A 20,618-nucleotide genomic window follows, 5' to 3' on the forward strand; every position below is an offset into this window, starting at 1 on the left:
CACCCGCGACGCGGGCCGGCGGCGGGACGAGACCCGTCCCGCCGTCGTCGTGGCTCTGGAACGGCCGGGTCAGCCGACTTCGTTCAGCTTCCCGGTCGCGACGTCGAAGACGAACCCGCGCACCGAGTCCTTCTTGGGGATGAACGGGCTGGTGCGGATCCGCGTGAGCGATTGCCGCACATCGGTGTCGAGGTCGGCGAAGGCTTCGGCGGCCCAGGCGGGCTTGACGCCGACGTCCTCCTGGATGGACTTCTTGAACTCGTCGTCGGTGAAGGTCAGCATCCCGCAGTCGGTGTGGTGGATGAGGATGATCTCCTCGGTGCCCAGCAGCCGCTGGCTGATCGCCAGCGAGCGGATCTCGTCCTCGGTGATCACGCCGCCCGCGTTGCGGATCACGTGCGCTTCTCCCTCGTTCAGGCCGAGGACGCCGTAGACGTTGATCCGCGCGTCCATGCACGCCACGACCGCGACGTGCTTGGCGGGCGGCAGCGGCAGCGGGCCGGTGAAGCCCGCGGCGTACTCGGCGTTGTTGGCCAGCAGTTCGTCGGTGACACTCACAGGTGGTCCTCTCGGTAGGTCCCCGGAGAATGAGCAGACCGCTCCACGCGGCCGGGCGCAACTGTGCCCATGGGGTGGAAGCCGCCCGTCCCGGCGGGAGTGGCCGGGTGGGAAACACGGACGGGCCTTTCGGACATGAAACGGCGCGGCGCCCCCCAACGGCCCCGGACGGTGGCATCGTTTGTCTCGGGGAACTCGGCTCGGGAAGGGTGCTAGGCGGATATGGCGGACAGGTTCGAGTTCACGCTCGACACGGTCGAGGCCCTGGTGGTCGGACAGGCGACCGGCGGTGACATCCGGCAGTTCCCGTTGCGGATCGGCACGGTGCCCGCGGACCCGTCGCGGTTCGTGCGCGTCGCGACGCAGGTCTACCGGGGCATGGAGGACCGCAGGCTGTCCGTGCAGGGCGAGCTGCACCCGGCGGTGCGCACCGCGTTCGGGCTCCTCGCCGAGTCGCGTGTGTCGGTGGCGGTGAGCGGGGTCGACGGCCTCGGCTCGGACCTGGCGGTGCTCGCGCTGACCGACGGGCGGCAGGCGGTCGGCGTCACGCAGGACCCGCGGTCGGACGACCTGACCTTCTCGCTGTTCCCCGACGAGGACCTGGTGGAGGTCATCACCGGCGTGCTGCCCGCGGCGCGCGCGGCGACCACCCCCGCACAGACCGTGCACCGGGAGGCCCCGAAGGAGGTGTCCGCCATGACGGCTCGGCGGCGCGCCGAGGCCGCCGAGGACAAGGACGAGACCGACGCGTTCGGCAGCCTCCGCATCGTCAAGACGCGGTCCGGGCGTGGCCGTGCGCGGCCGGGCGAGCAGTCCGGCGGAGACGTGCTGCAGCAGGTGATGGCGGCGCCCCGGCTGGGCGGCGGGCACATCCTCACCACCGGCCACGGCCGCTTCGGCGAGCTTCTCAGCGGCGATCCGATGAGCTGGCTGGACACCGAGGACGGCCGGTACCTCGTCCACACGACCACCGGCCCGGCCGGTGAGCTGAGCGCGAACTACGTGCCGGCCGGACGTGCGGGCGTGGCCCGCGCGGTGCAGCAGGCGATTTCCGCCGTCTACTGACGATCCACTGTGGACGGCCGCTGAGTGGTGCTCCCGTCCCACCGACGCCGTTAAGGCCTCCTTACCCGCGTACTACGCGGGTAAGGAGGCCTTGACGGCATTGACGCGACAGGGCCGCGGCGCGGCTACGCTGGAGGACATGAAAGGGCTGCTCCTGCGCCTGTCCGCCGTCGATGCCGACGCGGAGGCCGCGGTACGGGTGATCGTGTGCTTCGACGAGCTGGTCACGCACCGGGCGAGCCTGCCGGACCTGGTGCGTTCGGCGGCGGCGCTGGCGGAGTGCCCGGCCGGGCTGGAACGGGACGGCGGCGCCACCCTGCGCTTCGGCCCGGACGGCGCCGTCCCGGCTGAGCCGGAGCCGGACTCGGCGGTGTCTTCGGCAGTGGAGCCGGGCGGGCGGGTCTGGCTGGAACGCCGGTCGCCCGGCCCGCTCGACGACCTTGTGCTGGAGCGGTTCGCGATCGCCGCGCGGCTGCTCGCCGGGCCCGGCCCGGCGGTGGCCACGCCGCACCTGGCCGATCCCGCGCTGGTCGAGCTGGTGCTGGGGGAGCAGGCCGCGGACGAGGACCGCGCGCGGGCGCTGGTGCTGCTCGGGCTGGCCGCGGGCAAGCCGCTGCGCGTGGTCGCGGTCGGCACCGACGACGGCAGCGACCCGGGCGCGGCGGCCGTCGCGCTGATGGCCCGCGGCGGGGCACCCCCGGCGACGCGGGTGGCGGTGGTCGGCGACGTCGCGGCGGTCCTGCTGCAGCCGCGTGAAGGCGCGGGCACGGTCGTCTCGTCGCTGCGGACCGCACTGGCCGAACGGGCGCGGGAACGCGGTGCGACGGGCTCGGTCCGCGTCGGCGTCGGCGACCCGGCCGACGGCCTCGAAGCGCGCCGTTCCTGGTTGCAGGCGCGGCTGGCCGAGCGCTTCGCCGTGCCCGGCGCGGAACCGGTGGTCGCCCATGACGAACTCGGCTCGCTCACCCTGCTGGCCGAGCTCCCGCCGGAGCGGCTGCGGGCCCAGCCCGACGTCCGCGCCCTCGACGACCTCGCCGCCACCCCGGCCGGCGCCGCCGACGTCGCGACGCTGGAAGCCTTCTGCCGCACGGGATCCCTGCGCCAGGCGGCCCTCGCGCTGCACCGCCACCACAGCTCGGTCGCCGGGCGGCTCGCCCACGTGGAGGACGCGCTGGGCTGGCGCCTCGACGACCCGGGCGACCGCTTCCGGGCCCGCCTGGCCCTGCTCGCCCGCCGCCTCGCCGCCCGCGGCTGAGCTGGCCGCCGAGTCGTGCCCTGAAGGCCACCATGAGGGCATCTACGTCCCTCATGGTGGCCTTCAGGGCACGAACGCGAAAGCCGCCCGCGGCTGAGCTGGCCGGAATGCCGTTAAGGACTCCTTACCTACCTCCAAGGTAGGTAAGGAGTCCTTAACGGCCGTGGAGAACCGGGACCAGCCGCTAGGCGGGCTCGACCCCCAGCGCCCGGGCCAGCACGGCCTTCGCCTCGGCCGCTTCACGGCGCGAGATCGTCGCCTGTTTCATCAGGCCCGAGCCGTGGAAGGTGCCCGGGAACAGGTGCAGCTCGGTGGTGACGCCGGCGGCCAGGAGGCCCTGGGCGTAGGCGATGCCCTCGTCCCGCAGCGGGTCGAACTCCATCACCGAAATGTAGGCGGGCGGCAGGCCGGTCAGGTCCGTCGCGCGGGCCGGCGCGGCGTGCGCCGGGACGCCCTCGGTGCCGCGGACGCCCGGGCCGAGGTAGCAGTCCCAGCTGAACTCCGCGCGCGGCCGGTTCCACAGCGGGGTGTCGACGAACGCGCGCATGCTCGGCGTCTCCAGCCGGTCGTCGATCTCCGGCACGCCGAGGAACTGGAACGCGATCGCCGGGCCGCCGCGGTCGCGCGCCAGCAGGGCCAGCGCGGCGCACAGCCCGCCGCCCGCGCTGACGCCGTGGATGACGATGCGCTCCGGGTCGACGCCCAGCTCGCCGGCGTGCTTGGCCGTCCAGACCAGCGCCGCGTAACAGTCCTCGAGCCCGGCCGGGTACGGCGCCTCGGGCGCGAGGCGGTAGTCCACCGACACCACGACGACGCCGAGGTCGCGCGCCAGCCCGAGGTTGCCCTCGTGGCCCATGTCCGCGTCGCCCACGATGAACCCGCCGCCGTGCACGTCGAAGAGCAGGGACGGTTCGGCGATCCGGTCCGGGGTGTAGACGAGCACCCGCACGTCGGGCGCGCCGTCCGGCCCTGGCACCTGTTCCTCGCGGAAGGTGACGCCGGTGGTGTCGGGCTCGTCGGTCAGCTCCGCGAACATCTCCTTCATCCGCAGGCGGGCCGCCGGCAGGTCGGAGAAGTCCTGCTCGGGGAGCATCGGGACCGCGGCGGCGATCTCCGGGTCGAAGGCGTAGGTCACTGGCTTCCTCCTCGAAGTCGTTCTGCCGTCCAGTCTGCCCGTGCGGGCGGGCGCGGGGACCCGCCACGCGTCGCCGGGCCGGGCCGCCGCGACCGCCATCCGCGCGCCGCGCCCGGCCCGATAGCGTGGGGCTGTGGAGATCTCTGAGTTCGGGTCCTGGGCCACGCCGATCACGGCGGAGCTGATCACCCAGTCGGCGGCGCGCGTGACGGACGTGCAGGCCGACGGCGACACGGTCGTCTGGTCGGAGGCGCGTCCCGAAGAGGGCGGCCGGGTCCAGCTGGTCCGCCGCGACGCCGACGGGACCATCACGGAGCTGCTGCCCGACGGCTTCGACGCGCGCACGTCCGTGCACGAGTACGGCGGCGGCGACTGGTGGGTCCGTGACGGCGTCGTCTGGTTCGCGAACTGGCGCGACCAGCGCCTGTACCGCCTCGACGGCGGCGAGCCCGAAGCGCTGACGCCCGAGCCCGAGGTGCCGCGCGGCGACCGGTACGCCGACGGCGGCTTCAGCCCGGACGGCACCCGCCTGGTCGTGGTGCGGGAACGGCACCCGGCCGGCGGCGGGGGAGCCGCCGACGTCCGCAACGAGCTGGTCGAGCTCCACCCGGACGGGGCGCCGGAAGTACTGGTGAGCGGCCCCGATTTCGTGGCCGGCCCGCGGTTCTCCCCGGACGCGCGACGGCTCGCCTGGGTGTCGTGGAACCACCCGGACATGCCGTGGGACGACACCGTGCTGACCGTGCGGGACCTCGGCACCGGCGAGGACACGGTGGTGGCGGGTGGCCCCGGCGAGTCCGTCGCGGAGCCGCGCTGGCTTCCCGACGGCACGCTGCACTTCGTCTCCGACCGCACCGGCTGGTGGAACCTGTACCGCTGGACGCCCGGTGGCCAGGTGGAGCCCGCCGTGGTGCTGGACGCCGAGATCGGCGTTCCGGGCTGGCAGCTGGGCACGGCCCGGTACGCCGCGCTGCCCGGCGGCCGCACGGTCTTCGCCCGCTGGACCGGCGGGCGGGACGGCCTCGCGGTCGCGGCCGCCGACGGCACCGTGACCGACCTCGACCTGCCGTTCACCGCGATCCGCGCGGTCCGGGCGACCGGGACCGGCGAGGTCGTGGTGCTCGCCGGTTCGCCGACCGCGGAGCCCGGCGTCTACGCCGTCACGGCCGAGGGCGCGGTCCGGTCGCTGCGCGAGCCCCGCGACACGGGCATCGCGACCGAGTACCTGTCGGTGCCCGAGGCGATCGATTTCCCTTCGGGCGAAAGGGTTTCGCACGCGCTGTTCTACCCGCCCGCGAACCCGGGCCACGCCGGCCCCGGCGGCAGCAGGCCGCCGCTGATCGTGATCGTCCACGGTGGACCGACGGGGAACGCGTCACCCGTGCTGTCGCTGGGAGTGCAGTACTGGACGAGCCGCGGGTTCGCCGTCGTGGACGTCAACTACGCGGGCTCGACCGGCTTCGGCCGCGCGTACCGCGAACAGCTGCGTGGCACCTGGGGCGTGCTCGACGTGGCCGACTGCCTCGCGGCCGCCCGCTGGCTCGCGGCCGAGGGGCGTGTCGACGGGGAGAAGCTGCTGATCCGCGGCGGCTCGGCGGGCGGTTACACCGTGCTGGCCGCGCTCGTGCGCGAGGACACGCCGTTCGCCGCCGGCACCGACATGTACGGCGTCGCCGACCTGGAGGCGCTGGCCGCCGACACGCACAAGTTCGAGAGCCGCTACCTGGACCGGCTGATCGGCCCGTACCCCGAGGCCCGCGACGTGTACGCGGACCGCTCGCCGATCCACCGCGTGGACGCGTTCGCCCGGCCGCTGCTGGTGCTGCAGGGCGCCGACGACCCGGTGGTGCCGCCGAACCAGTCCGAGCTGATCGTCAACGCCCTGCGCGCGCGGAAGGTCCCGGTCGCGTACCTGCTGTTCGAAGGCGAGCAGCACGGCTTCCGGCGGGCGGATACCATCCGCCGCTCGCTCGACGCGGAGCTGAGCTTCTACAGCCAGATCTTCGGCTTCCCGCTGCCCCCGGGCGAGGCCATCGAGCCGGTCGAGGTGGAGAACCTGCCCTGAAGAGCTTGTGAGTGTTTATGACGGTTCTAACCGTCATAAACACTCACGAGCTCTTTCCGGGCAGCGCGAGCCGGAAGATCTTGCGCACCACCGAACCGAGCTGCTTCGACAGGGAGCCGGTGTTGTACGGCAGCCCGTACTTCTCGCAGATCGCGCGGACCTCGCCGGCGATCTGCGGGTAGCGCCGCGACGGGATGTCCGGGAACAGGTGGTGCTCGATCTGGTGGCTGAGGTTGCCCGACATCAGGTGGAACAGCGGGCTGCCGCTGATGTTGGCCGAGCCGGTCATCTGGCGCAGGTACCAGCCGCCGCGGCTCTCGTCCTCGGCCTGCTCCTCGGTGAACACCTCGGCGCCGTCGGGGAAGTGGCCGCAGAAGATGATCGAGAACGCCCACAGGTTGCGCACCAGGTTCGCGCTGACGTTCGCCGCCAGCGTGAGCGGTGCCAAGGGTCCGGTGAGGGCGGGGTAGAGCAGGTAGTCCTTGCCCGCCTGGCCGGCCACCTTGCGCAGCATCGGCGCGACCAGCGGCCGGACGTCCGCCCAGCCCCGCTTGCCCTGCACGATCCGGTCGACCTCCAGGTCGTGCAGCATGATGCCGTACTCGAAGAACAGCGCCTGCGCGGCGGCGTAGACCGGGTTGCCGAGGTAGTACGGGTGCCACTCCTGGTCCTCGGTGATGCGGAGGATGCCGTAGCCGACGTCGCGGTCCTTGTCGAGGACGTTGGTGTAGGTGTGGTGCATGAAGTTGTGCGAGCGGCGCCACTGGCCGCTCGGGCAGACCATGTCCCACTCGAAGGTCTGCGAGTTGAGCGCGGGGTCCTTCATCCAGTCGTACTGGCCGTGCAGGACGTTGTGGCCGATCTCCATGTTGTCGAGGATCTTCGACACCGACAGGGCGGCGACCCCGCCGAGCCACGCGGGCGGGAACCAGCCGGCGAACAGCAGGACCCGGCCGGACACCTCGCACAGCCGTTGCACCGCGATCACCTTGCGGATGTAGTCGGCGTCGACGGCGCCGAGGTCGTCGACCACCCGCTGGCGCAGCGCGTCGAGTTCCTCGCCCATCTCGTCGATCAGTGAGGGGCCGAGCTGAGCGGTGGTCATCGTCATAAGCGGGTCTCCTCGGGTGGAGCGAGGCGTACACGCCGTGGCACCACGGCGGAACGGGAAGGGCGGGCGGATCCCTGGATCCCCGGGCGGCGTCGGCCGGAAAAGGGGGCAGCTCGGAGTCGCGCGCGGCGCGGGACGTCGTCGGCGGGTCCGCGGACGCTCAGACCGCCGAGGGTAGCCGCTGCCCCGGCCGGGCGGGCTCGGCAAACGGGTAACTGTGCCGCGGGTGGGCAGTGTCACCACGGCTTTTGTGGTCCCGGCTGACGCAGACGTGGAGGGCCACCCCCGGCGTTCCCGCCGTGGCCGGGGCCGGTGCGTGCTGGACGGACAGCGCGTCGAGCGCCGCGCGGATCCCGGGTTCGCCCGCCGCGACGGACAGCCGGAACCCCTCCGTCACGGCATGGTCGCCGGCCTCGCGCACCGCGGCCAGCGCCGTCTCGCCGAGGTCCTCGCAGGCGGTCAGGTCGACCACCAGCAGCCCCCAGCAGAGCTCCCGCGCCTCGGCGAGGTGCTCGGCCACCGCCGCGTCGCCGGCCTCGTCGAGCCGGCCCGACACCGAGACGGTCACTGTTCCCGGGCTGATCCGGGTGGCCACGCGCGCGACCCGTTTGGCGTGCCCGGGCTCGGGCGGCGCGGCGACTTTGGTGCTCACCGGTCTGTCGTTCACCGGTCTGTCCTTCACGACGGTCATCGGGCCCTCCTGGCTGGAAACGGTCACGGCCAGGGGCTGGGGTCATGGGCGACGTGAGCCCAGTGTAAGCCGTCCCGGTGGGGGCGCTTTCGTGACTTGCCCCAGCGCTGCGCACGGACGATGCTGAAGGGGGTAGTCGCCGTCGGCGACCATGCCGAGGGGTGGTCATGAGGGACACGTCGGCCGGGCAGGCCGATCTGGGTGGTTCTGCCGGAATTCGGGGGCGCCGGTGAGCTGGCCGGACACCCCGGAGGGGGCGTCGCCGGAGGGGCGGACCGGCGTCCTGCTCGTGGGCACCCGCGGCGGCGACGGTCCCGGTGAAGTGCTGCTCAAGATTCGCGGCGGCACCGAAACCTACCGGGCCTACTCCGAAGTACCACTCTCGAAGGGGACGACCGTGCTGGTCGTCGAGCAGCGCCCGCACCGCGCCGTCGACGTCGTGGCTTGGACGGAACCCTTCACCCCGTAGCACCCCGTTAGCTAGGAGAGAACGAAGATGTTCGGATACCGAGTGCCCGCGCCCGACGAGGCGATGCTGATCTCCGGCGGTAAGCGCGGGAGTTCGGGTGAGGGGCCGTTCCGCGTGGTCACCGGGCACGGCGCGTTCATCATGCCGTTCTTCCGCAAGGTCCGGTTCCTGACGCTGAGCATGGCCGAGGCGGAGGTGTCCGAGACCTGCGTGACCAAGCAGGCCATCACGCTCAACGTCCGCGCGGTCATCGCGTTCAAGGTCGGCAACGACACCGAGAGCATCGTCAACGCCGGCCAGCGGTTCCTCTCGGACCAGGGCCAGATGTCGGTGCTGACCGGGCGGATCTTCGCCGGGCACCTGCGCTCGATCGTCGGCTCGATGACGGTCGAGGAGATCGTCACCGAGCGGCAGAAGCTGGCCACCGAGGTGCTGGACGGCTCGGCCGCGGAGATGGCGAAGATCGGCCTGACCATCGACTCGCTGCAGATCCAGTCGATCGACGACATGAAGCTCGGCTACATCGCCGCGATGGCCGCGCCGCACAACGCCGCCATCCAGCGCGAGGCCCAGATCGCCCAGGCACGCGCCGACCAGGCCGCGGCCGAGGCGGCGCAGGAGTCGCACCGGCGGCAGGCGGAGTACTCGCGCAAGACCGCCGTCGTGCAGGCGCAGTACAAGGCCGAGGTCGACAAGGCGCAGGCCGAGGCCGCGCAGTCCGGGCCGCTGGCGGAGGCGACGGCGCAGCGCGAGGTGATCAACGCCCGGACGGAACTCGCCCAGCGCGAGGCCCTGCTGCGCCAGCAACAGCTCGTGACCGAGGTCGTCCGCCCGGCCGAGGCGCAGGCGGAGCAGGTGCGGGTGATGGCCCGTGCGGACGCCGAGGCGATGGAGATCAAGGCCGCGGCCGCCGCGTCGCACAACCGCGTCGCGCTCGACCGTCTGGTGATCGAGCAGCTGCCGGAGATCGTCAAGGAGGCGGCGCGCGGGCTCAGCGGCGCGCAGGTGACTGTCCTCAATGGAGCGGACGGTCTCGGCGAGATCGCCGCGGGCCTGGTCAGCCAGGGCATGGCGATCCTCGACTCGGTCAAGGCGGGCATCGGCCGCCCGGCTTCGGGCGAGTCGAAGGAAGAGCCGGCCACCGGGGGCAACCACGCCGTGCCGGACAAGGGAGCCCCGGCGATCGAGCGCTGAGCTTGGGTGCCCGGCCCGGGCCCGCGCCCCGTCCCTGAAGGCCACCATGAGGGACCTCTATGCCCTCAAGGTGGCCTTCAGGGCGGGGGATTCATCGGCCAGGCCGCCGGAGTGCCATCGCGACGAGCAGCGCGACCGCGACCAGGAGCGCGCTGGCCCAGACCGGGCCGAGGTCGCCGCTGCCGAGCGTGGCCGCCGCGATGACCGGACCGCCGGCCGCGCCGACGTTGAGGGCCGCGGTCGCGTATGAGCCGCCCATGGTGGGCGCGCCCGCGGCCTCGTAGAGCACCCGGGCGATCAGCGTGCTGCCCAGCGCGAAGGACAGCGCGCCCTGGACGAACACCAGGATCAGCAGCGCGACCGGATGGGCGGCCAGCACCGCCAGCGCGAGCCAGCCGAGCAGCAGCACCGGCCCGCCGGCCGCGATCACGAGGCCGGGCCGCCGATCGGACAGCCGCCCCGCGACGGTGACCCCGCCGAACGACCCGAGACCGAACAGCACCAGCGCGACCGGCACCCACAGCTCGCCCAGCCCGGCGGTGCCGGTGACGATCGGGGCCAGGAAGGTGAACGTCGCGAACGTGGCGGCGTTGACGAGCGCGCCGAGCACCATGACCAGGACCAGACGGGGTTTCGCCAGTTGCGCGATTTCGGCGCGCAGGGACGGTTCTGTCTTCTCGACCGGAGGCTGGGGATTCGCTGGCTGTGCGGTCCCAGCCGGTAGAGGCGGTTCTGTTTTCGGGGCTGGAGGCTGGGGCGGCGCGGTTTCGCCCGGCCGGGACGGTTCTGCCTTCCGGACCAGAGGCCGTGGCTTCGCCCACCGCCCGATCCCAGCCCGCGTCGAAGGCTCCGTTTTCCGCCCCGGAGCGGGAAAACCCTTCACCACGCCCCAAGCCGCGGGCAGGCAGAGGATCGCGATCGCCCAGAAGGTGGCCCGCCAGCCGAGCAGTGTGCCGAGGATCGCGCCGCCGGGGACTCCGGCGATGGTGGCGACCGTCGTCCCGGCGAGCAGGACCGCCAGCGCGCGGCCCTTCCGATCGGGGGCGACCAGGGTGGCCGCGGCGGTCAGGGCCGCGGCCAGGAAGCCCGCGTTCGCCAGTGCCGCGACGACGCGAGTGACAAGCAGCGCCGGGAAGCTCGTCGTCACCGCGCCCGCGAGGTGGGCCGCGGCGAACACCAGGACGAAGCCGAGCAGCGCGGCGCGGGCGGGCCACCGTCGCGCGAGTGCGGCCGTCAGCGGGGCGCCGACGGCCATCCCGGCCGCGAACGCCGAGGTCAGCAGCCCGGCGGTGCCGATCGGCACGCCGAGGCCGGTGGCGATGTCCGGCACCAGGCCGGCGAGCATGAATTCCGAGGTGCCCATGGCGAAAACGGCCACGGCCAGCAGGTAGAGCGAAAAAGGCATCAACGGCTCCGAGGTGAGGGAGAACGACCAGGCGTCTCGTCACCGCGGCCAGCGCCCAAGGCGCGCACCGGTCCCCGGCGCAGGGCGGTCAGCGCCTCGAGGGCGCGTGCACCAGTCCCGGCAAGGGGAGTCTCAGTGGTTCAGGGGGCTGACGGCGTGACCGAAAGCCCCCACCGTGTCCGCCTCAGGGCTCGACATGGCGCCCACCGTACCCACCGCCGCTGGTCGCCACGCAACCGGATTTCCCAGCGCGGGCACCGCCGTCGGCATCGGAGACGGCCCGGTCCGCCTCGCCGTCCGGGACCGGGGCCCGCTTGCGCAGCCGGGTCAGCGCGACGCCGGCCAGCACCACCACCATCCCGGCCGCGGCCCGGAGCCCGATCGCCTCGTGCAGCACGATCGCGCCGAGCGCCACCGAGACGACGGGCAGCAGGTAGCCGACCGTCGCGGCGTTGGTCGCGCCTTCGTCCGCGATGATCCGGTAGGTCAGGTGGAAGGTGAGCCCGGTGGAGCACACCCCCAGCACGACGATGGCGACCAGGCCCACGGCCGTGGGGTGGATCGGCGTCAGGCCGCCGGTCGGCAGGGCCAGCGCGGACAACCCCGTGGCGGCGGTGAGCTGGGCCGACGACAGCGACAGCGTCGGCACGCCCCGGCCGACGAGATGCCGTCCCATATAAGCGAAACCCACCGCGTAACTGGCCGCCGCGGCGCACAGGGCCAGCCAGCCCCAGCCGGCCGTCCCGGCCTGTTCCCACGGGGCGAAGATCAGTACCGTCCCGGCGAAACCGAGCAGCAGCCCGCCCAGCCGGGCCGGGCGCGGTCGCCGTTCCGAGCCCAGGAAGAGGCCGATCAGCAGGGACCACAACGGGGTCGTCGCGTTGAGCACGCCGGCCACCCCGGAGCCGACGGTCTCCTGGCCCACGCTGAACAGGAAAAACGGCAGCGCGTTGCAGAACAGCGCGGCCACGAACAGGTGCGCCCAGATCCGCCACCCGCGCGGGAGCCGCCGCCGCCCCACGACGGACGCGACCACGAGTGTCACCGCCCCCAGCACGCACCGCAGGAAGGTCACCTGCGCCGGCGAGAACACGGCCAGCGCCAGCTCGATCCAGAGGAACGTCGACCCCCACACCAGGGCCAGCACCGCCACCCGGGCCACCGCCCAGACCCGGCTCGCCGGCTCTTTTCCTTGTGTCATGAGGAAAAGCCTGCCCGCGCCGGACACCGAGGACAAGCGCGAACACCTTCACCATCGTTAAGCTGAGCTACACGGTCTGGGGCGTCCACATCGGACGGTCAGGCCTGTCGCCCGGTGGGCAGCGCGTCGTCGAGGGTGGCGACGATCGTGAGGATCCGGTCGAGCGCGGTGATCTGGAGCGTGCGCAGCACGGCGCGGCTGCGCGTGACGACCTTGAACGCGGCCTCGTGCTCGCGGCACCACTCGTTCAGCTGAACGAGCACGGTCAGCCCGGCGGAGTCGAGGAAGGTCACGCCGGTGAACTCGAGGACCAGCAGGGCCGGGACGGGCCCGTCAGGGAGCGCCTCGTGGCGCAGCTGCGGCGCCGTGGACACGTCGACCTCGCCGGTGGCGTGCACGACCCACGTGGTGCCGAGCTGCTCGCGGGAAAGGCGCAGCGAGGCGTCCGGGGGATCGGTGCTCTCCATCGTGGCGGCCTCTCGTGCCGGAACGATGGCCGGCCCTGCCCAGCCTACGGGCCCGCCGCCGCGACTTCCGCCGGCCGGCCGCGCCGCGCTGCGTGATTCAGCCGCTGGATTCAGCCGCCGGATTCAGCCGATCACCACCCCGCTCGCGATGCGGCCCTGGTCGGTCCAGCCACCGTGACCGTCGCCGCCGGACCAGGAGTACAGGGTTGCCGCGTTGGTGGCCGGGTCGCCGAAGAGGTAGTCGGCGCTGCCGTCGCCGGTGGCGTCGGCGAGGCTCACGCGGTCGGCGGTGGCGGTGAGGCCGGTCGCGACCTGGCCGTAGCCGATCCAGCCGCCGTGGCCGTCACCGCCGCGGTTCAGGTACAGCGTGACGGCGCCGTTGTCCCCGAGCACGCTGTAGTCGGCGCGGCCGTCGCCGTCGAAGTCCGCCAGCCGGACGTGCGTCGCGTCGGTGGTGGTGCCGGTGGCCACCTGGCCGAGGCTGGCCCAGCCGCCGTGCCCGTCGCCGCCGCGGTTGAGGAACACGGACACTGCGCCGTTCGCGTCGATGGTCAGGTAGTCCGTCTTCCCGTCGCCGTCGAAGTCGGCGAACCGTACGCGGGACACGTCGGTGGTGGTCCCGGTCGCGACCTGGCCGTAATCGACCCAGCCGCCATGGCCGTCGCCACCGCGGTTGAGGAGCACCGACACGGCACCGTTGGCGGCGATGGTCAGGTAGTCCGCCTTGCCGTCGCCGTCGAAGTCGGCGAACCGCGCGCGGGACGGGTCGGTGGTGGTGCCGGTCGCGACCTGGCCGAGCACGTCCCAGCCGCCGTGCCCGTCGCCGCCCCGGTTGAGGTAGGCCGACACCGCGCCGCTGCTCGCGACGGCGAGGTAGTCGGCGCGGCCGTCGCCGTCGAAGTCCGCCCAGCGCACCTTGCCCGAGCCGCCCGCCTCGGTGCCCGCCGCGAGCGGGGGACGGCTGGTGACCACGCCGTCGGTCCAGGCCTGGTCCAGCGCGCCGTAGAGGCTCTGCGCCATCCGCAGGTAGCCGGCGTCGTCCGGGTGCAGGCCGTCGGCCATCTCGGCCGGCGTCAGCGCGGGCGGCTCGACGTACCGCATCCGGTGGCCCGCCTGCTGCTCCGCCGCCTGGAACGCCTTGACCCGGCTGTTGAACGCCGCGACCTGGTCCTGCAGCCCGGGCGTGGTCGGGATCAGCCCCAGCACGAGCACCGCGACGCCGGGGCGGTCGGCGAAGACGCGGTCCAGCAGCGCCCGCATCCGGCCGGGCGCCCCCGGCACGTCGATGCCCCGGTTGAGGTCGTTGATCCCGAGGTGCAGCAGCACGACGTCGGGCCGCGCGTCGGCCACCCAGCCGTCGACGCAGGCGGCGACCTCGTCGATCGTGTACCCGCTGTGCCCCTCGTTCGCGGGCGCGACCAGGCTGCCCGACGCCTGGCTCCCGACGAACCTCGCGGCATAGCGCGACTGCCCGGCGATCATCGTCCACAGTGGAGCACGATAGGACGACGTGGTCGCGCTGCCCACGCCCCAGGTGATCGAGTCGCCCAGCGGCAGCACCCGGACGACCGGCCCGAGCGCGGCAGCGGGCGTGGCGGCCGATACAGCAGTGGTGCCGCCGATCCCCACCAGCGCCGCGGCGGCGAGGGTCAGCAGACGGCGCAGCGCCGGCATGTCAGGACGCCGCGTTGACGAGGTCGAGCACGCTCTGCTGGCGCGCGGCGTCGATCTTGTCCAGCGGCCCGGACCAGCGCAGGCCGTACTGGTCGAGGGAGTTGCGGTCCGAGCCGTACGCCCGGTCGGCCTGGCGCTTCAGATAAGCGGTGTACGGGTGATCGGACAGCGCCGCGTTCAGCGCGCCCAGCCCACGCGCGTCGGCGCCCTTGAACGACGGCCCGTCCCCGCCGCAATCGCCGGTTTCGCAGGGGTCGCGCAGGATCCCGTCGGCGGTGTTGAGCGAGCCGGCCGTGACGTTGGCGTCGCCGAGCTGGCGCGCGGTGGTCAGCAGGGAGCTGTCGCCGGTGGCGCGGTTCAGCTCCGTCAGCGCGTTGATCAGCACGCCCTGGTTGTACGACCACACGGTGCTTCCGTTGTTCTTGCAGGTGCTCAGGTCGGTGCCGTCGTTCACCAGGTTCGAGCTGTTGATCATCCCGGTGCCCTGGAACCAGGTCCAGCCGCTGCGTGCGCGGCCGAGGTAGGTGCTGTCGCCGGAGATCCGGTTGTGCAGCGCGGCGTTCAGCTGGATGTAGAGCGAGTCCGGGATGGCGTTCTTGTACGTCTTGGCGGTGCTCCACCAGACCCCGCCACCGCAGGTGTTGTCCCAATAGGACGCCATGTAGTCCGCGTCCGCGCGGGCGGTGCTGAGGTAACGGCTGTCGCCGGTCAGGTCGTACGCGGCCACCCACGCCAGGCCCCACCAGCCGGTGTCGTCGATGTAGTCGTTGCGGAACTGGCCCTGGCCGCTGTTGACGTTCAGGTCGTAGGTCCGCCCGACGGCGTACCGGTAGCTGTCCATCCCGGTCACCTTGATGTCGCCGATCAGGGCGGTCAGCGCGTTCGCGGAGTTCCACCAGCCGGTGGTCGAGAACAGGCCGGTCTGGAGGTTGTAGAACATCATCTGCGCGGTGGCCGCCGCGGTGCGCCGCTCGCCCGCGTTCCAGGGGGTGCGCGCCCACGAGGTGCACGCGATGTCCGCGCGGTCGCCGGCCTTGCCGCAGGCACGCAGCGCGCCGACGCCGAGGTTGTTCCAGTCGTCGACGTTGTACATCAGCGTGCGCCAGCCGCTCTGCCCGGCCGGGGTGACGGTGGCGCCCAGCCGGCTGCCCGAGGCCCAGCTGAAGCCGCCGTCGAACGAGCGGTCCAGCCAGACCTCGTCGCCGGGGTTGCCGTTGCCGATCGAGGCCCAGCCCATCGCGTCGGTGTCGTCGAAGTGCAGCACGATCGACCGGGAGAACAGGGTGACCGAGAGGGGCTGACGGTCGCCGGGCGACAGCGCGGGATCGGCGGCGTCGCAGCGTTTGTTGCAGATCGCGGCCTGCACGGCGGCGGTCTTGGACGGCGTGGCCGGAGCTGGGGCCGGGGCCGGCATGTGCGGGCCGGCCGGGTGGGCCGGGGGAGCGCTGACCGGGGGCGCGGGCACCGGGGGAGTGACGGGCGGATGCGCGGCCACGAGGAGCTGGGCGGCCAGCGCGGTGGCGGTCAGGAGTACTCGCACCGTCGTGGCGGAGGCAGGTCTGAACCGGGCAGCGGGCATGACGGTCCTCCTCGTCGAAACACGAGATCTGCCTCCCACGAAGGGGAAGCAGCGAGAAGACCGCACGGGCCCGGCGGTGAGCTGGACTCAGCGTGAACCCGGGATTGGCGGTGTGTCAACGGAAACCGGGGAACTGGTCCAGACAACTTTCTGTCCGGTCCGCCCGCCGATTCTTCGGTGCGACCGTAGGGACACCGGCCGCCGGGCGCGGGACAATGCCCGCCGGTCCGCGGCCTGCCGGTAGATCGCGGCGAACAGGTCCCGCTTGCCCGGGAAGTACTGGTACAGCGCCGCTCGTGAGATTCCCGCGCGCTCGGCTACGGCCTGATGCGGGTGTGGGCGGCCCGGCAGGCGCCGATCCCGGCCAGGGTGGTTCGCGGGCGTTTTCCGGCTCGCGGCGGCGAAGGAGAAGGCCGGCGTCAGACCTTGCGCGCGACCGCGCCGACGATCAGCCGCTGCGCCAGGTTCAGCGGAGTGAGGTGCGGCCCGTCCGGCCACCAGTTCGCCAGCTCGACGATGCCCGGCTCGATCATCTCCAGCCCGTCGAACAGCTCCTCGATCTCGGACCGGGTGCGGGCCGTGGCGCCGCCGAGCGAACCGCGCGAGACCGCCTCCTGGAAGACGCGCATCGACTCGCTGTCGGCGCCCTCGCCCGGGTCGAACAGGTGCGAGATCGCGACGAACGAGCCCGGGGGCAGCGCGGTGATGTACTTCCGCATGATCTCGGCCGGGGCGTGCCGGTCGCCCTTGTGATGGTGCAGCGTCGCGACGAAGAACAGCGCGATCGGCTGGTCCCAGTCCAGGTGGGTCCGCACGACCTCGTCGCCGGTGATGGTGGCGGGCTCGAAGATGTCGCCGGGCAGGAAGCGGGTCCGGTCGTTCTCCTCCAGCAGCGCGCGGCCGTGCGCGATCACCACCGGGTCGTGGTCGATGTAGACGACCCTCGCGTCGGGCTGGATCCGCTGCACCACCTGGTGCACGTTCTCGGCCGTGGGCAGGCCGGAGCCGCAGTCGAGGTACTGGGTGATGCCCGCGTTGGTGGCGAGGAACCGGCACATCCGGATCAGGAACGCGCGGTTCTCCCACGCCAGGTGCAGCGTCTCCGGCATCACCCGGGTGAGGTCGTCGAGCGTCCGGCGGTCGATCTCGTAGTGGTCCTTGCCGCCGAGGGCGTAGTCGTACATCCGCGCGATGCTGGCCCGCTCAGGATCGACGCCCGCCGGGGCGTTCGGGTCGGCACCTGCGGCGTTCGACGGCATTCCGGTCGCCTCCTGGGGTTGTGGCCGTGACGGCACCCAGGGTAGTCAGCCGGACGGGCCCGGTGAACCCGGCTCGCCCGGGGACCGCCTTCGTGCGGCGAGCGGTCCGCCGGTCAGGGAGGCGCCCGTCAGAGAAGCGCCCGTCGGGGGAGGCCTAGGATCGCCCGGTGCCGCCCGACTCGCCGCCCCCGGGGTTCGTCCTGCTGGAGTCCTCGCCGTTCGTCGAGCAGGTGGGGCCGATCTACCGCAATGGCGACGGCCGGCTCGGGGTCCGCGTCCGCCCGGCGCACACGAACACGATGGGCTCGGTCCACGGCGGTTTCCTGATGACGGTGGTCGACATCGCCGCCGGCCAGGGCGCGCGCCGGGCCATCGGCGCCGGCTCGGTGGTCCGCACGGTCAGCACCAACGTCGACTTCCTTGCCACGGCGGGCGTCGGCAGCTGGCTGGAGGCGGACCTCACGGTCGACCGCATCGGCCGGCGCACCGTTTTCACGTCGTGCCGCGTGACGTCGGGGGACACGGTTGTCGCGCGGGCGACCGCGGTGCTCATGCGCGGCTAGCTTCCACTCGGCCGGGTGATCGCCGACGCGTTCACTCTCTGACGCCGGGTTGACGTGCTGCTCCCCGTAGTGGAGCAAGCGGCACCCCGCGGCGGTCGCCACAATCGGATTCGGAATTCCGGCAGTCACCCGGATGCCGCAGGCGTGAAACCGAATCGCTCACACTACCGGGCGACGGTGGATCGCTTTGAGTGAGCTGGAAAAAACGGAAGACCGCCGGGGGCCATTGTTTTTCGCACCCGCTCAAGACACGGTCGAAATCGTCGTTTCCCCTGCAGTCGAGGAGTCGTCATGAGACGGAAAATAGCAGGTCTTGCCGCTTCGATTATTGCCTTGGCCTGTATTGCCGCCGCGCCGGCTTCCGCGGCGGGTGCCAGTCAAGGCCGGAACGGGTGCTTTTCCGAAACCTACGCGGTCGCGTTCGGCGTGGGCATCGCCGTGAACTGCGGCTATGGCGAGGGAGACGGATATCGGGTCGTCGCCCACTGCGCGAGTGGCGGAGACTTCTGGTACGCCCTGGGCACTTACGTGCCCTACGGTTTCGGTCCTTCGGTCGCCAAATGCGAAGGAGGGCTCTTCTCGCCGGCCGGCTTGGGCGGATATCACATCATCGAAGACTGACGACTGCGGGCGGGTGGCCGGGCGCGGTCATGCTGCCGTCGTGTGGCCGCTTCCGGATGAAGCGGCCACACGGTCTCGCGCTGACCTGCCAGCTCCACGAGTCCCCCTCGCAGCCATGGTCACTTCATGTCAGCTGACGAAGCGGTGGCCGAGCATAAACTGCGCTGAAGAGCGTCGTCAACCACGATGTCCGGTTTGCTCAAGATCGGCTTCACGCCAGTTGACGCCCGGTAGGGTGCGGGCATGTCCGACACGCTCGCCGCCAAGGTGGATCACCTGTTCAGCACCGTGCGGCCGCGCGAAGGCGACGAGTACTCGTTCGAAGAGGTCGCCGAGGGCATCCGCGCCAAGGGCGGGCCCACCATCTCCGCGACCTACCTCTGGCAGCTGCGCAAGGGGCTGCGCGACAACCCGACGAAGCGGCACCTGGAGGCTCTCGCCGGGTTCTTCGGCGTCCCGCCCGGGTACTTCTTCGACGACGCGGAGGCGGCCCGGATCAACGCCGAGCTGGCGTTGCTCAGCGCGCTGCGTGACACGCCGGTGCGGCAGATCGCCTTGCGCGCCAACGGTTTGTCATCGAAGAGCCTGGAAGCGATCGCCGACATGGTGGACCGGGTGCGGCAGCTGGAGGGGCTGCCCGAACCGGACTCCGGGCGGTGAACGGGCCCGGCACCCGGCAGCTGCGCAGGCGGTGCGCCGCCCGGCTGCGCGACCTGCCGCTGCCGGTGCCGTTCGACGTGCGGGTGCTCTGCGACCGGGTGGCGCGCCGTCGCGGGCGCCCGATCCGGCTGGTGCCGATGGCCGGGCTGACCGGCGTCTGCGGGCTGTGGCTGGCCACCGACGAGGCGGACCTGATCTGTTACGAGGAGGGGACCAGCCCGCCGCACCAGGAGCACATCATCCTGCACGAGCTGGCCCACGTGCTGTGCGACCACTATCCGTCTTCGCTGCCGGAGGCCGCCGCCCCGCTGCTGCCGAGCCTGGACCCCGCGATGGTCCGGCGGGTCCTCGCCCGCGCCGGCTACTCGACGGTGGAGGAGCGCGAGGCCGAGCTGCTGGCGTCGCTCATCCGGCAGCGGGCCCGGGCGGGTGGCACGCCCGCGGACCGGCTCCGCTCGGCGCTGGGGGACGGCGATGGCTGAGTGGCTGGTGCGGTACGGCCCGGTGCTGCTCGCCTGGATCCTGTTCCTGGCCCGGCGCGGCGGCGGCCCCGGCCGCCGGACGGTCCGGCAGGTGTTCCTCGGCCTGGCCGTCTCGCTGACGGCGCTGACCCCGGCCGGGCACGCGGTGATCCGCGCGGTCACCGGCGCCCCGGACCTGCCGCGGCTGGCCGGGCACGCCGGCATGCTCTACGCCGCGTGGTCGGCGCAGCGGTTCCTCGCGCACCTGAACGGGATCCGCCCGCCGCGCCGGCAGGGCTGGTGGATCGGCGGGATGTTCGCGGTGATGTGTGTGCTCTTCGCGCTCACGCCCGACCTGAAGCCCCACTCGCCGTGGGTGATGGAGTACTGCTTCGCCTACGCCGCGGCGCAGATCCCGGCCTTCGCCGGGGTGATCCGGCTGGGCCTGCGTTACGCGCGCCCCGCGGGCCCGGCGCCCCTGCGGACCGGCCTCTGCCTGGCTGTCGCGGGCACCGCGGCCGGCGTGCTGTACCTGGTGGACAAGACGGTGCTGGCCGCCGCGCCCCGGTGGGGATTCGGCTACCCGCTCGGGCACGCGTTCCTGGTGTCCCAGGCGCTGCCCGCCGCCGCGCACGTGCTGGTGCTCGTCGGCGTCACGCTGCCCGGGGCCGCGACCTGGCTGGACCGCTGCCGGCGATACCGCCACCTTCGTCCACTGTGGACGGCGTTGTACCGGGCCGACCCGGCGATCGCGCTGGACCCGCCGGACGGCCCGCACCGGCTGGTGCCGTGGGGCCTGCGGATGCGCCTCTACCGGCGGGTGATCGAGATCCGCGACGGGCTGCTCGCGCTGCAGCCCTACCGGGACCCGGCCGTCGCCCTCGCCGCGCGGGAAAGCGGGGCCAGTGCCGGGCTGCGCGGCCGTCGGCTGGACGCCGCGGTCGAGGCCGCCGCGGTCGTCGCGGCCCTGCGCGCGAGGGCGGGCGGAGTGGTGCCGGACGTCGGGGAAAGCGCCGCCGCGCTGGGTGGCGACGACCTCGACAGCGACACTGCGTTCTTGAGCGAGGTCGCCGTCGCCTATCGCCGCAACGCGGTCCCCGCGCGCTGACGAGCCAGGTCTTTGTCAAAGTGTTGACCACGGGCCGGGCGCGCGGAAAGGTCGGATGTCAGGTCAGGGTCGATCGG

21 protein-coding genes are annotated in these 20,618 nt (G+C 72.6%); 10 read left to right on the plus strand and 11 right to left on the minus strand.

All coding sequences use genetic code 11. The annotated features are described in order from the left end of the window. Positions 1–69 precede the first annotated feature (69 nt). Positions 70–558, minus strand: coding sequence for a beta-class carbonic anhydrase (locus tag OG943_RS05980; protein ID WP_328608672.1), 489 nt, complete (start codon positions 556–558; stop codon positions 70–72). Between the two features lie 222 nt (positions 559–780). Here OG943_RS05980 and OG943_RS05985 point away from each other — a divergent pair, with 222 nt between their 5' ends. Both OG943_RS05985 and OG943_RS05990 read left to right on the plus strand, forming a co-directional pair. Next, complete coding sequence (locus OG943_RS05985) at positions 781–1,623, plus strand: ESX secretion-associated protein EspG (protein ID WP_328608673.1); 843 nt, start codon at positions 781–783, stop codon at positions 1,621–1,623. Positions 1,624–1,762: 139 nt separating this feature from the next. Beyond that, positions 1,763–2,878 carry a PucR family transcriptional regulator gene (locus OG943_RS05990; protein WP_328608674.1) on the plus strand — a complete coding sequence of 372 codons (1,116 nt, stop codon included), beginning with the start codon at positions 1,763–1,765 and terminating at the stop codon, positions 2,876–2,878. A gap of 184 nt (positions 2,879–3,062) precedes the next feature. Here the strand turns inward: OG943_RS05990 and OG943_RS05995 are convergent, their stop codons facing one another. After that, positions 3,063–4,013, minus strand: coding sequence for an alpha/beta hydrolase (locus OG943_RS05995; RefSeq protein WP_328608675.1), 951 nt, complete (start codon positions 4,011–4,013; stop codon positions 3,063–3,065). A gap of 133 nt (positions 4,014–4,146) precedes the next feature. Here OG943_RS05995 and OG943_RS06000 point away from each other — a divergent pair, with 133 nt between their 5' ends. After that, on the plus strand, positions 4,147–6,078 hold the full coding sequence (locus tag OG943_RS06000; RefSeq protein WP_328608676.1) for a S9 family peptidase: 1,932 nt from the start codon (positions 4,147–4,149) through the stop codon (positions 6,076–6,078). Positions 6,079–6,121: 43 nt separating this feature from the next. Here OG943_RS06000 and OG943_RS06005 read toward each other — a convergent pair whose 3' ends face one another. Both OG943_RS06005 and OG943_RS06010 read right to left on the minus strand, forming a co-directional pair. Beyond that, entirely contained in the window at positions 6,122–7,189 is a 1,068-nt protein-coding gene (locus OG943_RS06005) for a fatty acid desaturase family protein (RefSeq protein ID WP_328608677.1), read from the minus strand. Between the two features lie 160 nt (positions 7,190–7,349). Then, positions 7,350–7,856, minus strand: coding sequence for a hypothetical protein (locus OG943_RS06010; protein ID WP_328608678.1), 507 nt, complete (start codon positions 7,854–7,856; stop codon positions 7,350–7,352). A 253-nt stretch (positions 7,857–8,109) separates the two neighbouring features. Between OG943_RS06010 and OG943_RS06015 the strand changes: the two genes are divergently transcribed. Then, the gene (locus OG943_RS06015) at positions 8,110–8,349 is read left to right on the plus strand and encodes a hypothetical protein (protein ID WP_328608679.1); all 240 of its coding nucleotides are present in this window, start codon (positions 8,110–8,112) and stop codon (positions 8,347–8,349) included. A gap of 27 nt (positions 8,350–8,376) precedes the next feature. Further along, positions 8,377–9,543 (plus strand): SPFH domain-containing protein, encoded by a 1,167-nt coding sequence (locus OG943_RS06020; RefSeq protein ID WP_328608680.1) that lies wholly within the window; start codon positions 8,377–8,379, stop codon positions 9,541–9,543. A 91-nt stretch (positions 9,544–9,634) separates the two neighbouring features. Here the strand turns inward: OG943_RS06020 and OG943_RS06025 are convergent, their stop codons facing one another. The 7 genes from OG943_RS06025 to OG943_RS06055 form a co-directional block, all read right to left on the minus strand. Then, a complete protein-coding gene (locus OG943_RS06025; protein ID WP_328608681.1) occupies positions 9,635–10,948 on the minus strand; it encodes an MFS transporter in 1,314 nt (437 codons plus the stop codon). Between the two features lie 184 nt (positions 10,949–11,132). After that, positions 11,133–12,149: a DMT family transporter gene (locus OG943_RS06030; protein WP_328608682.1), complete on the minus strand. Its 1,017-nt coding sequence runs from the start codon at positions 12,147–12,149 to the stop codon at positions 11,133–11,135. Positions 12,150–12,247: 98 nt separating this feature from the next. Next, positions 12,248–12,616: an anti-sigma factor antagonist gene (locus OG943_RS06035; RefSeq protein ID WP_328608683.1), complete on the minus strand. Its 369-nt coding sequence runs from the start codon at positions 12,614–12,616 to the stop codon at positions 12,248–12,250. 123 nt (positions 12,617–12,739) lie between these two features. Then, the gene (locus OG943_RS06040) at positions 12,740–14,290 is read right to left on the minus strand and encodes an FG-GAP-like repeat-containing protein (RefSeq protein ID WP_328608684.1); all 1,551 of its coding nucleotides are present in this window, start codon (positions 14,288–14,290) and stop codon (positions 12,740–12,742) included. A gap of 1 nt (position 14,291) precedes the next feature. Next, on the minus strand, positions 14,292–15,704 hold the full coding sequence (locus OG943_RS06045; protein WP_328612012.1) for a glycoside hydrolase family 76 protein: 1,413 nt from the start codon (positions 15,702–15,704) through the stop codon (positions 14,292–14,294). A 252-nt stretch (positions 15,705–15,956) separates the two neighbouring features. Then, positions 15,957–16,367 carry a helix-turn-helix domain-containing protein gene (locus tag OG943_RS06050; RefSeq protein ID WP_328608685.1) on the minus strand — a complete coding sequence of 137 codons (411 nt, stop codon included), beginning with the start codon at positions 16,365–16,367 and terminating at the stop codon, positions 15,957–15,959. After that, complete coding sequence (locus tag OG943_RS06055) at positions 16,289–17,128, minus strand: SAM-dependent methyltransferase (protein WP_328608686.1); 840 nt, start codon at positions 17,126–17,128, stop codon at positions 16,289–16,291. The genes OG943_RS06050 and OG943_RS06055 overlap by 79 nt, the downstream gene beginning before the upstream one ends. Before the next feature lie 167 nt (positions 17,129–17,295). Between OG943_RS06055 and OG943_RS06060 the strand changes: the two genes are divergently transcribed. From OG943_RS06060 to OG943_RS06080, 5 genes are all read left to right on the plus strand, one after another. Next, on the plus strand, positions 17,296–17,691 hold the full coding sequence (locus OG943_RS06060; RefSeq protein ID WP_328608687.1) for a PaaI family thioesterase: 396 nt from the start codon (positions 17,296–17,298) through the stop codon (positions 17,689–17,691). 291 nt (positions 17,692–17,982) lie between these two features. Then, positions 17,983–18,312 (plus strand): hypothetical protein, encoded by a 330-nt coding sequence (locus tag OG943_RS06065; RefSeq protein ID WP_328608688.1) that lies wholly within the window; start codon positions 17,983–17,985, stop codon positions 18,310–18,312. 243 nt (positions 18,313–18,555) lie between these two features. Beyond that, positions 18,556–18,972 (plus strand): helix-turn-helix domain-containing protein, encoded by a 417-nt coding sequence (locus OG943_RS06070; protein WP_328608689.1) that lies wholly within the window; start codon positions 18,556–18,558, stop codon positions 18,970–18,972. Further along, positions 18,969–19,454 (plus strand): hypothetical protein, encoded by a 486-nt coding sequence (locus tag OG943_RS06075; RefSeq protein ID WP_328608690.1) that lies wholly within the window; start codon positions 18,969–18,971, stop codon positions 19,452–19,454. Before OG943_RS06070 ends, OG943_RS06075 begins: the two co-directional genes overlap by 4 nt. Next, positions 19,447–20,541 (plus strand): MAB_1171c family putative transporter, encoded by a 1,095-nt coding sequence (locus tag OG943_RS06080; RefSeq protein WP_328608691.1) that lies wholly within the window; start codon positions 19,447–19,449, stop codon positions 20,539–20,541. Before OG943_RS06075 ends, OG943_RS06080 begins: the two co-directional genes overlap by 8 nt. Positions 20,542–20,618 lie beyond the last annotated feature (77 nt).

This window comes from Amycolatopsis sp. NBC_00345, assembly GCF_036116635.1.
In the GTDB taxonomy this organism is placed as follows: Bacteria; Actinomycetota; Actinomycetes; order Mycobacteriales; family Pseudonocardiaceae; genus Amycolatopsis.

Excerpts from the sequence above, each read along its gene's own strand:
- OG943_RS05985 (WP_328608673.1), top strand. The coding sequence starts at position 781 with ATGGCGGACAGGTTCGAGTTCACGCTCGACACGGTCGAGGCCCTGGTG.
- OG943_RS05990 (WP_328608674.1), top strand. The coding sequence starts at position 1,763 with ATGAAAGGGCTGCTCCTGCGCCTGTCCGCCGTCGATGCCGACGCGGAG.
- OG943_RS06005 (WP_328608677.1), bottom strand. The coding sequence starts at position 7,189 with ATGACGATGACCACCGCTCAGCTCGGCCCCTCACTGATCGACGAGATG.
- OG943_RS06020 (WP_328608680.1), top strand. The coding sequence starts at position 8,377 with ATGTTCGGATACCGAGTGCCCGCGCCCGACGAGGCGATGCTGATCTCC.
- OG943_RS06025 (WP_328608681.1), bottom strand. The coding sequence starts at position 10,948 with ATGCCTTTTTCGCTCTACCTGCTGGCCGTGGCCGTTTTCGCCATGGGC.
- OG943_RS06030 (WP_328608682.1), bottom strand. The coding sequence starts at position 12,149 with ATGACACAAGGAAAAGAGCCGGCGAGCCGGGTCTGGGCGGTGGCCCGG.
- OG943_RS06035 (WP_328608683.1), bottom strand. The coding sequence starts at position 12,616 with ATGGAGAGCACCGATCCCCCGGACGCCTCGCTGCGCCTTTCCCGCGAG.
- OG943_RS06040 (WP_328608684.1), bottom strand. The coding sequence starts at position 14,290 with ATGCCGGCGCTGCGCCGTCTGCTGACCCTCGCCGCCGCGGCGCTGGTG.
- OG943_RS06045 (WP_328612012.1), bottom strand. The coding sequence starts at position 15,704 with ATGCCGGCCCCGGCCCCAGCTCCGGCCACGCCGTCCAAGACCGCCGCC.
- OG943_RS06055 (WP_328608686.1), bottom strand. The coding sequence starts at position 17,128 with ATGCCGTCGAACGCCGCAGGTGCCGACCCGAACGCCCCGGCGGGCGTC.
- OG943_RS06065 (WP_328608688.1), top strand. The coding sequence starts at position 17,983 with ATGAGACGGAAAATAGCAGGTCTTGCCGCTTCGATTATTGCCTTGGCC.
- OG943_RS06070 (WP_328608689.1), top strand. The coding sequence starts at position 18,556 with ATGTCCGACACGCTCGCCGCCAAGGTGGATCACCTGTTCAGCACCGTG.
- OG943_RS06080 (WP_328608691.1), top strand. The coding sequence starts at position 19,447 with ATGGCTGAGTGGCTGGTGCGGTACGGCCCGGTGCTGCTCGCCTGGATC.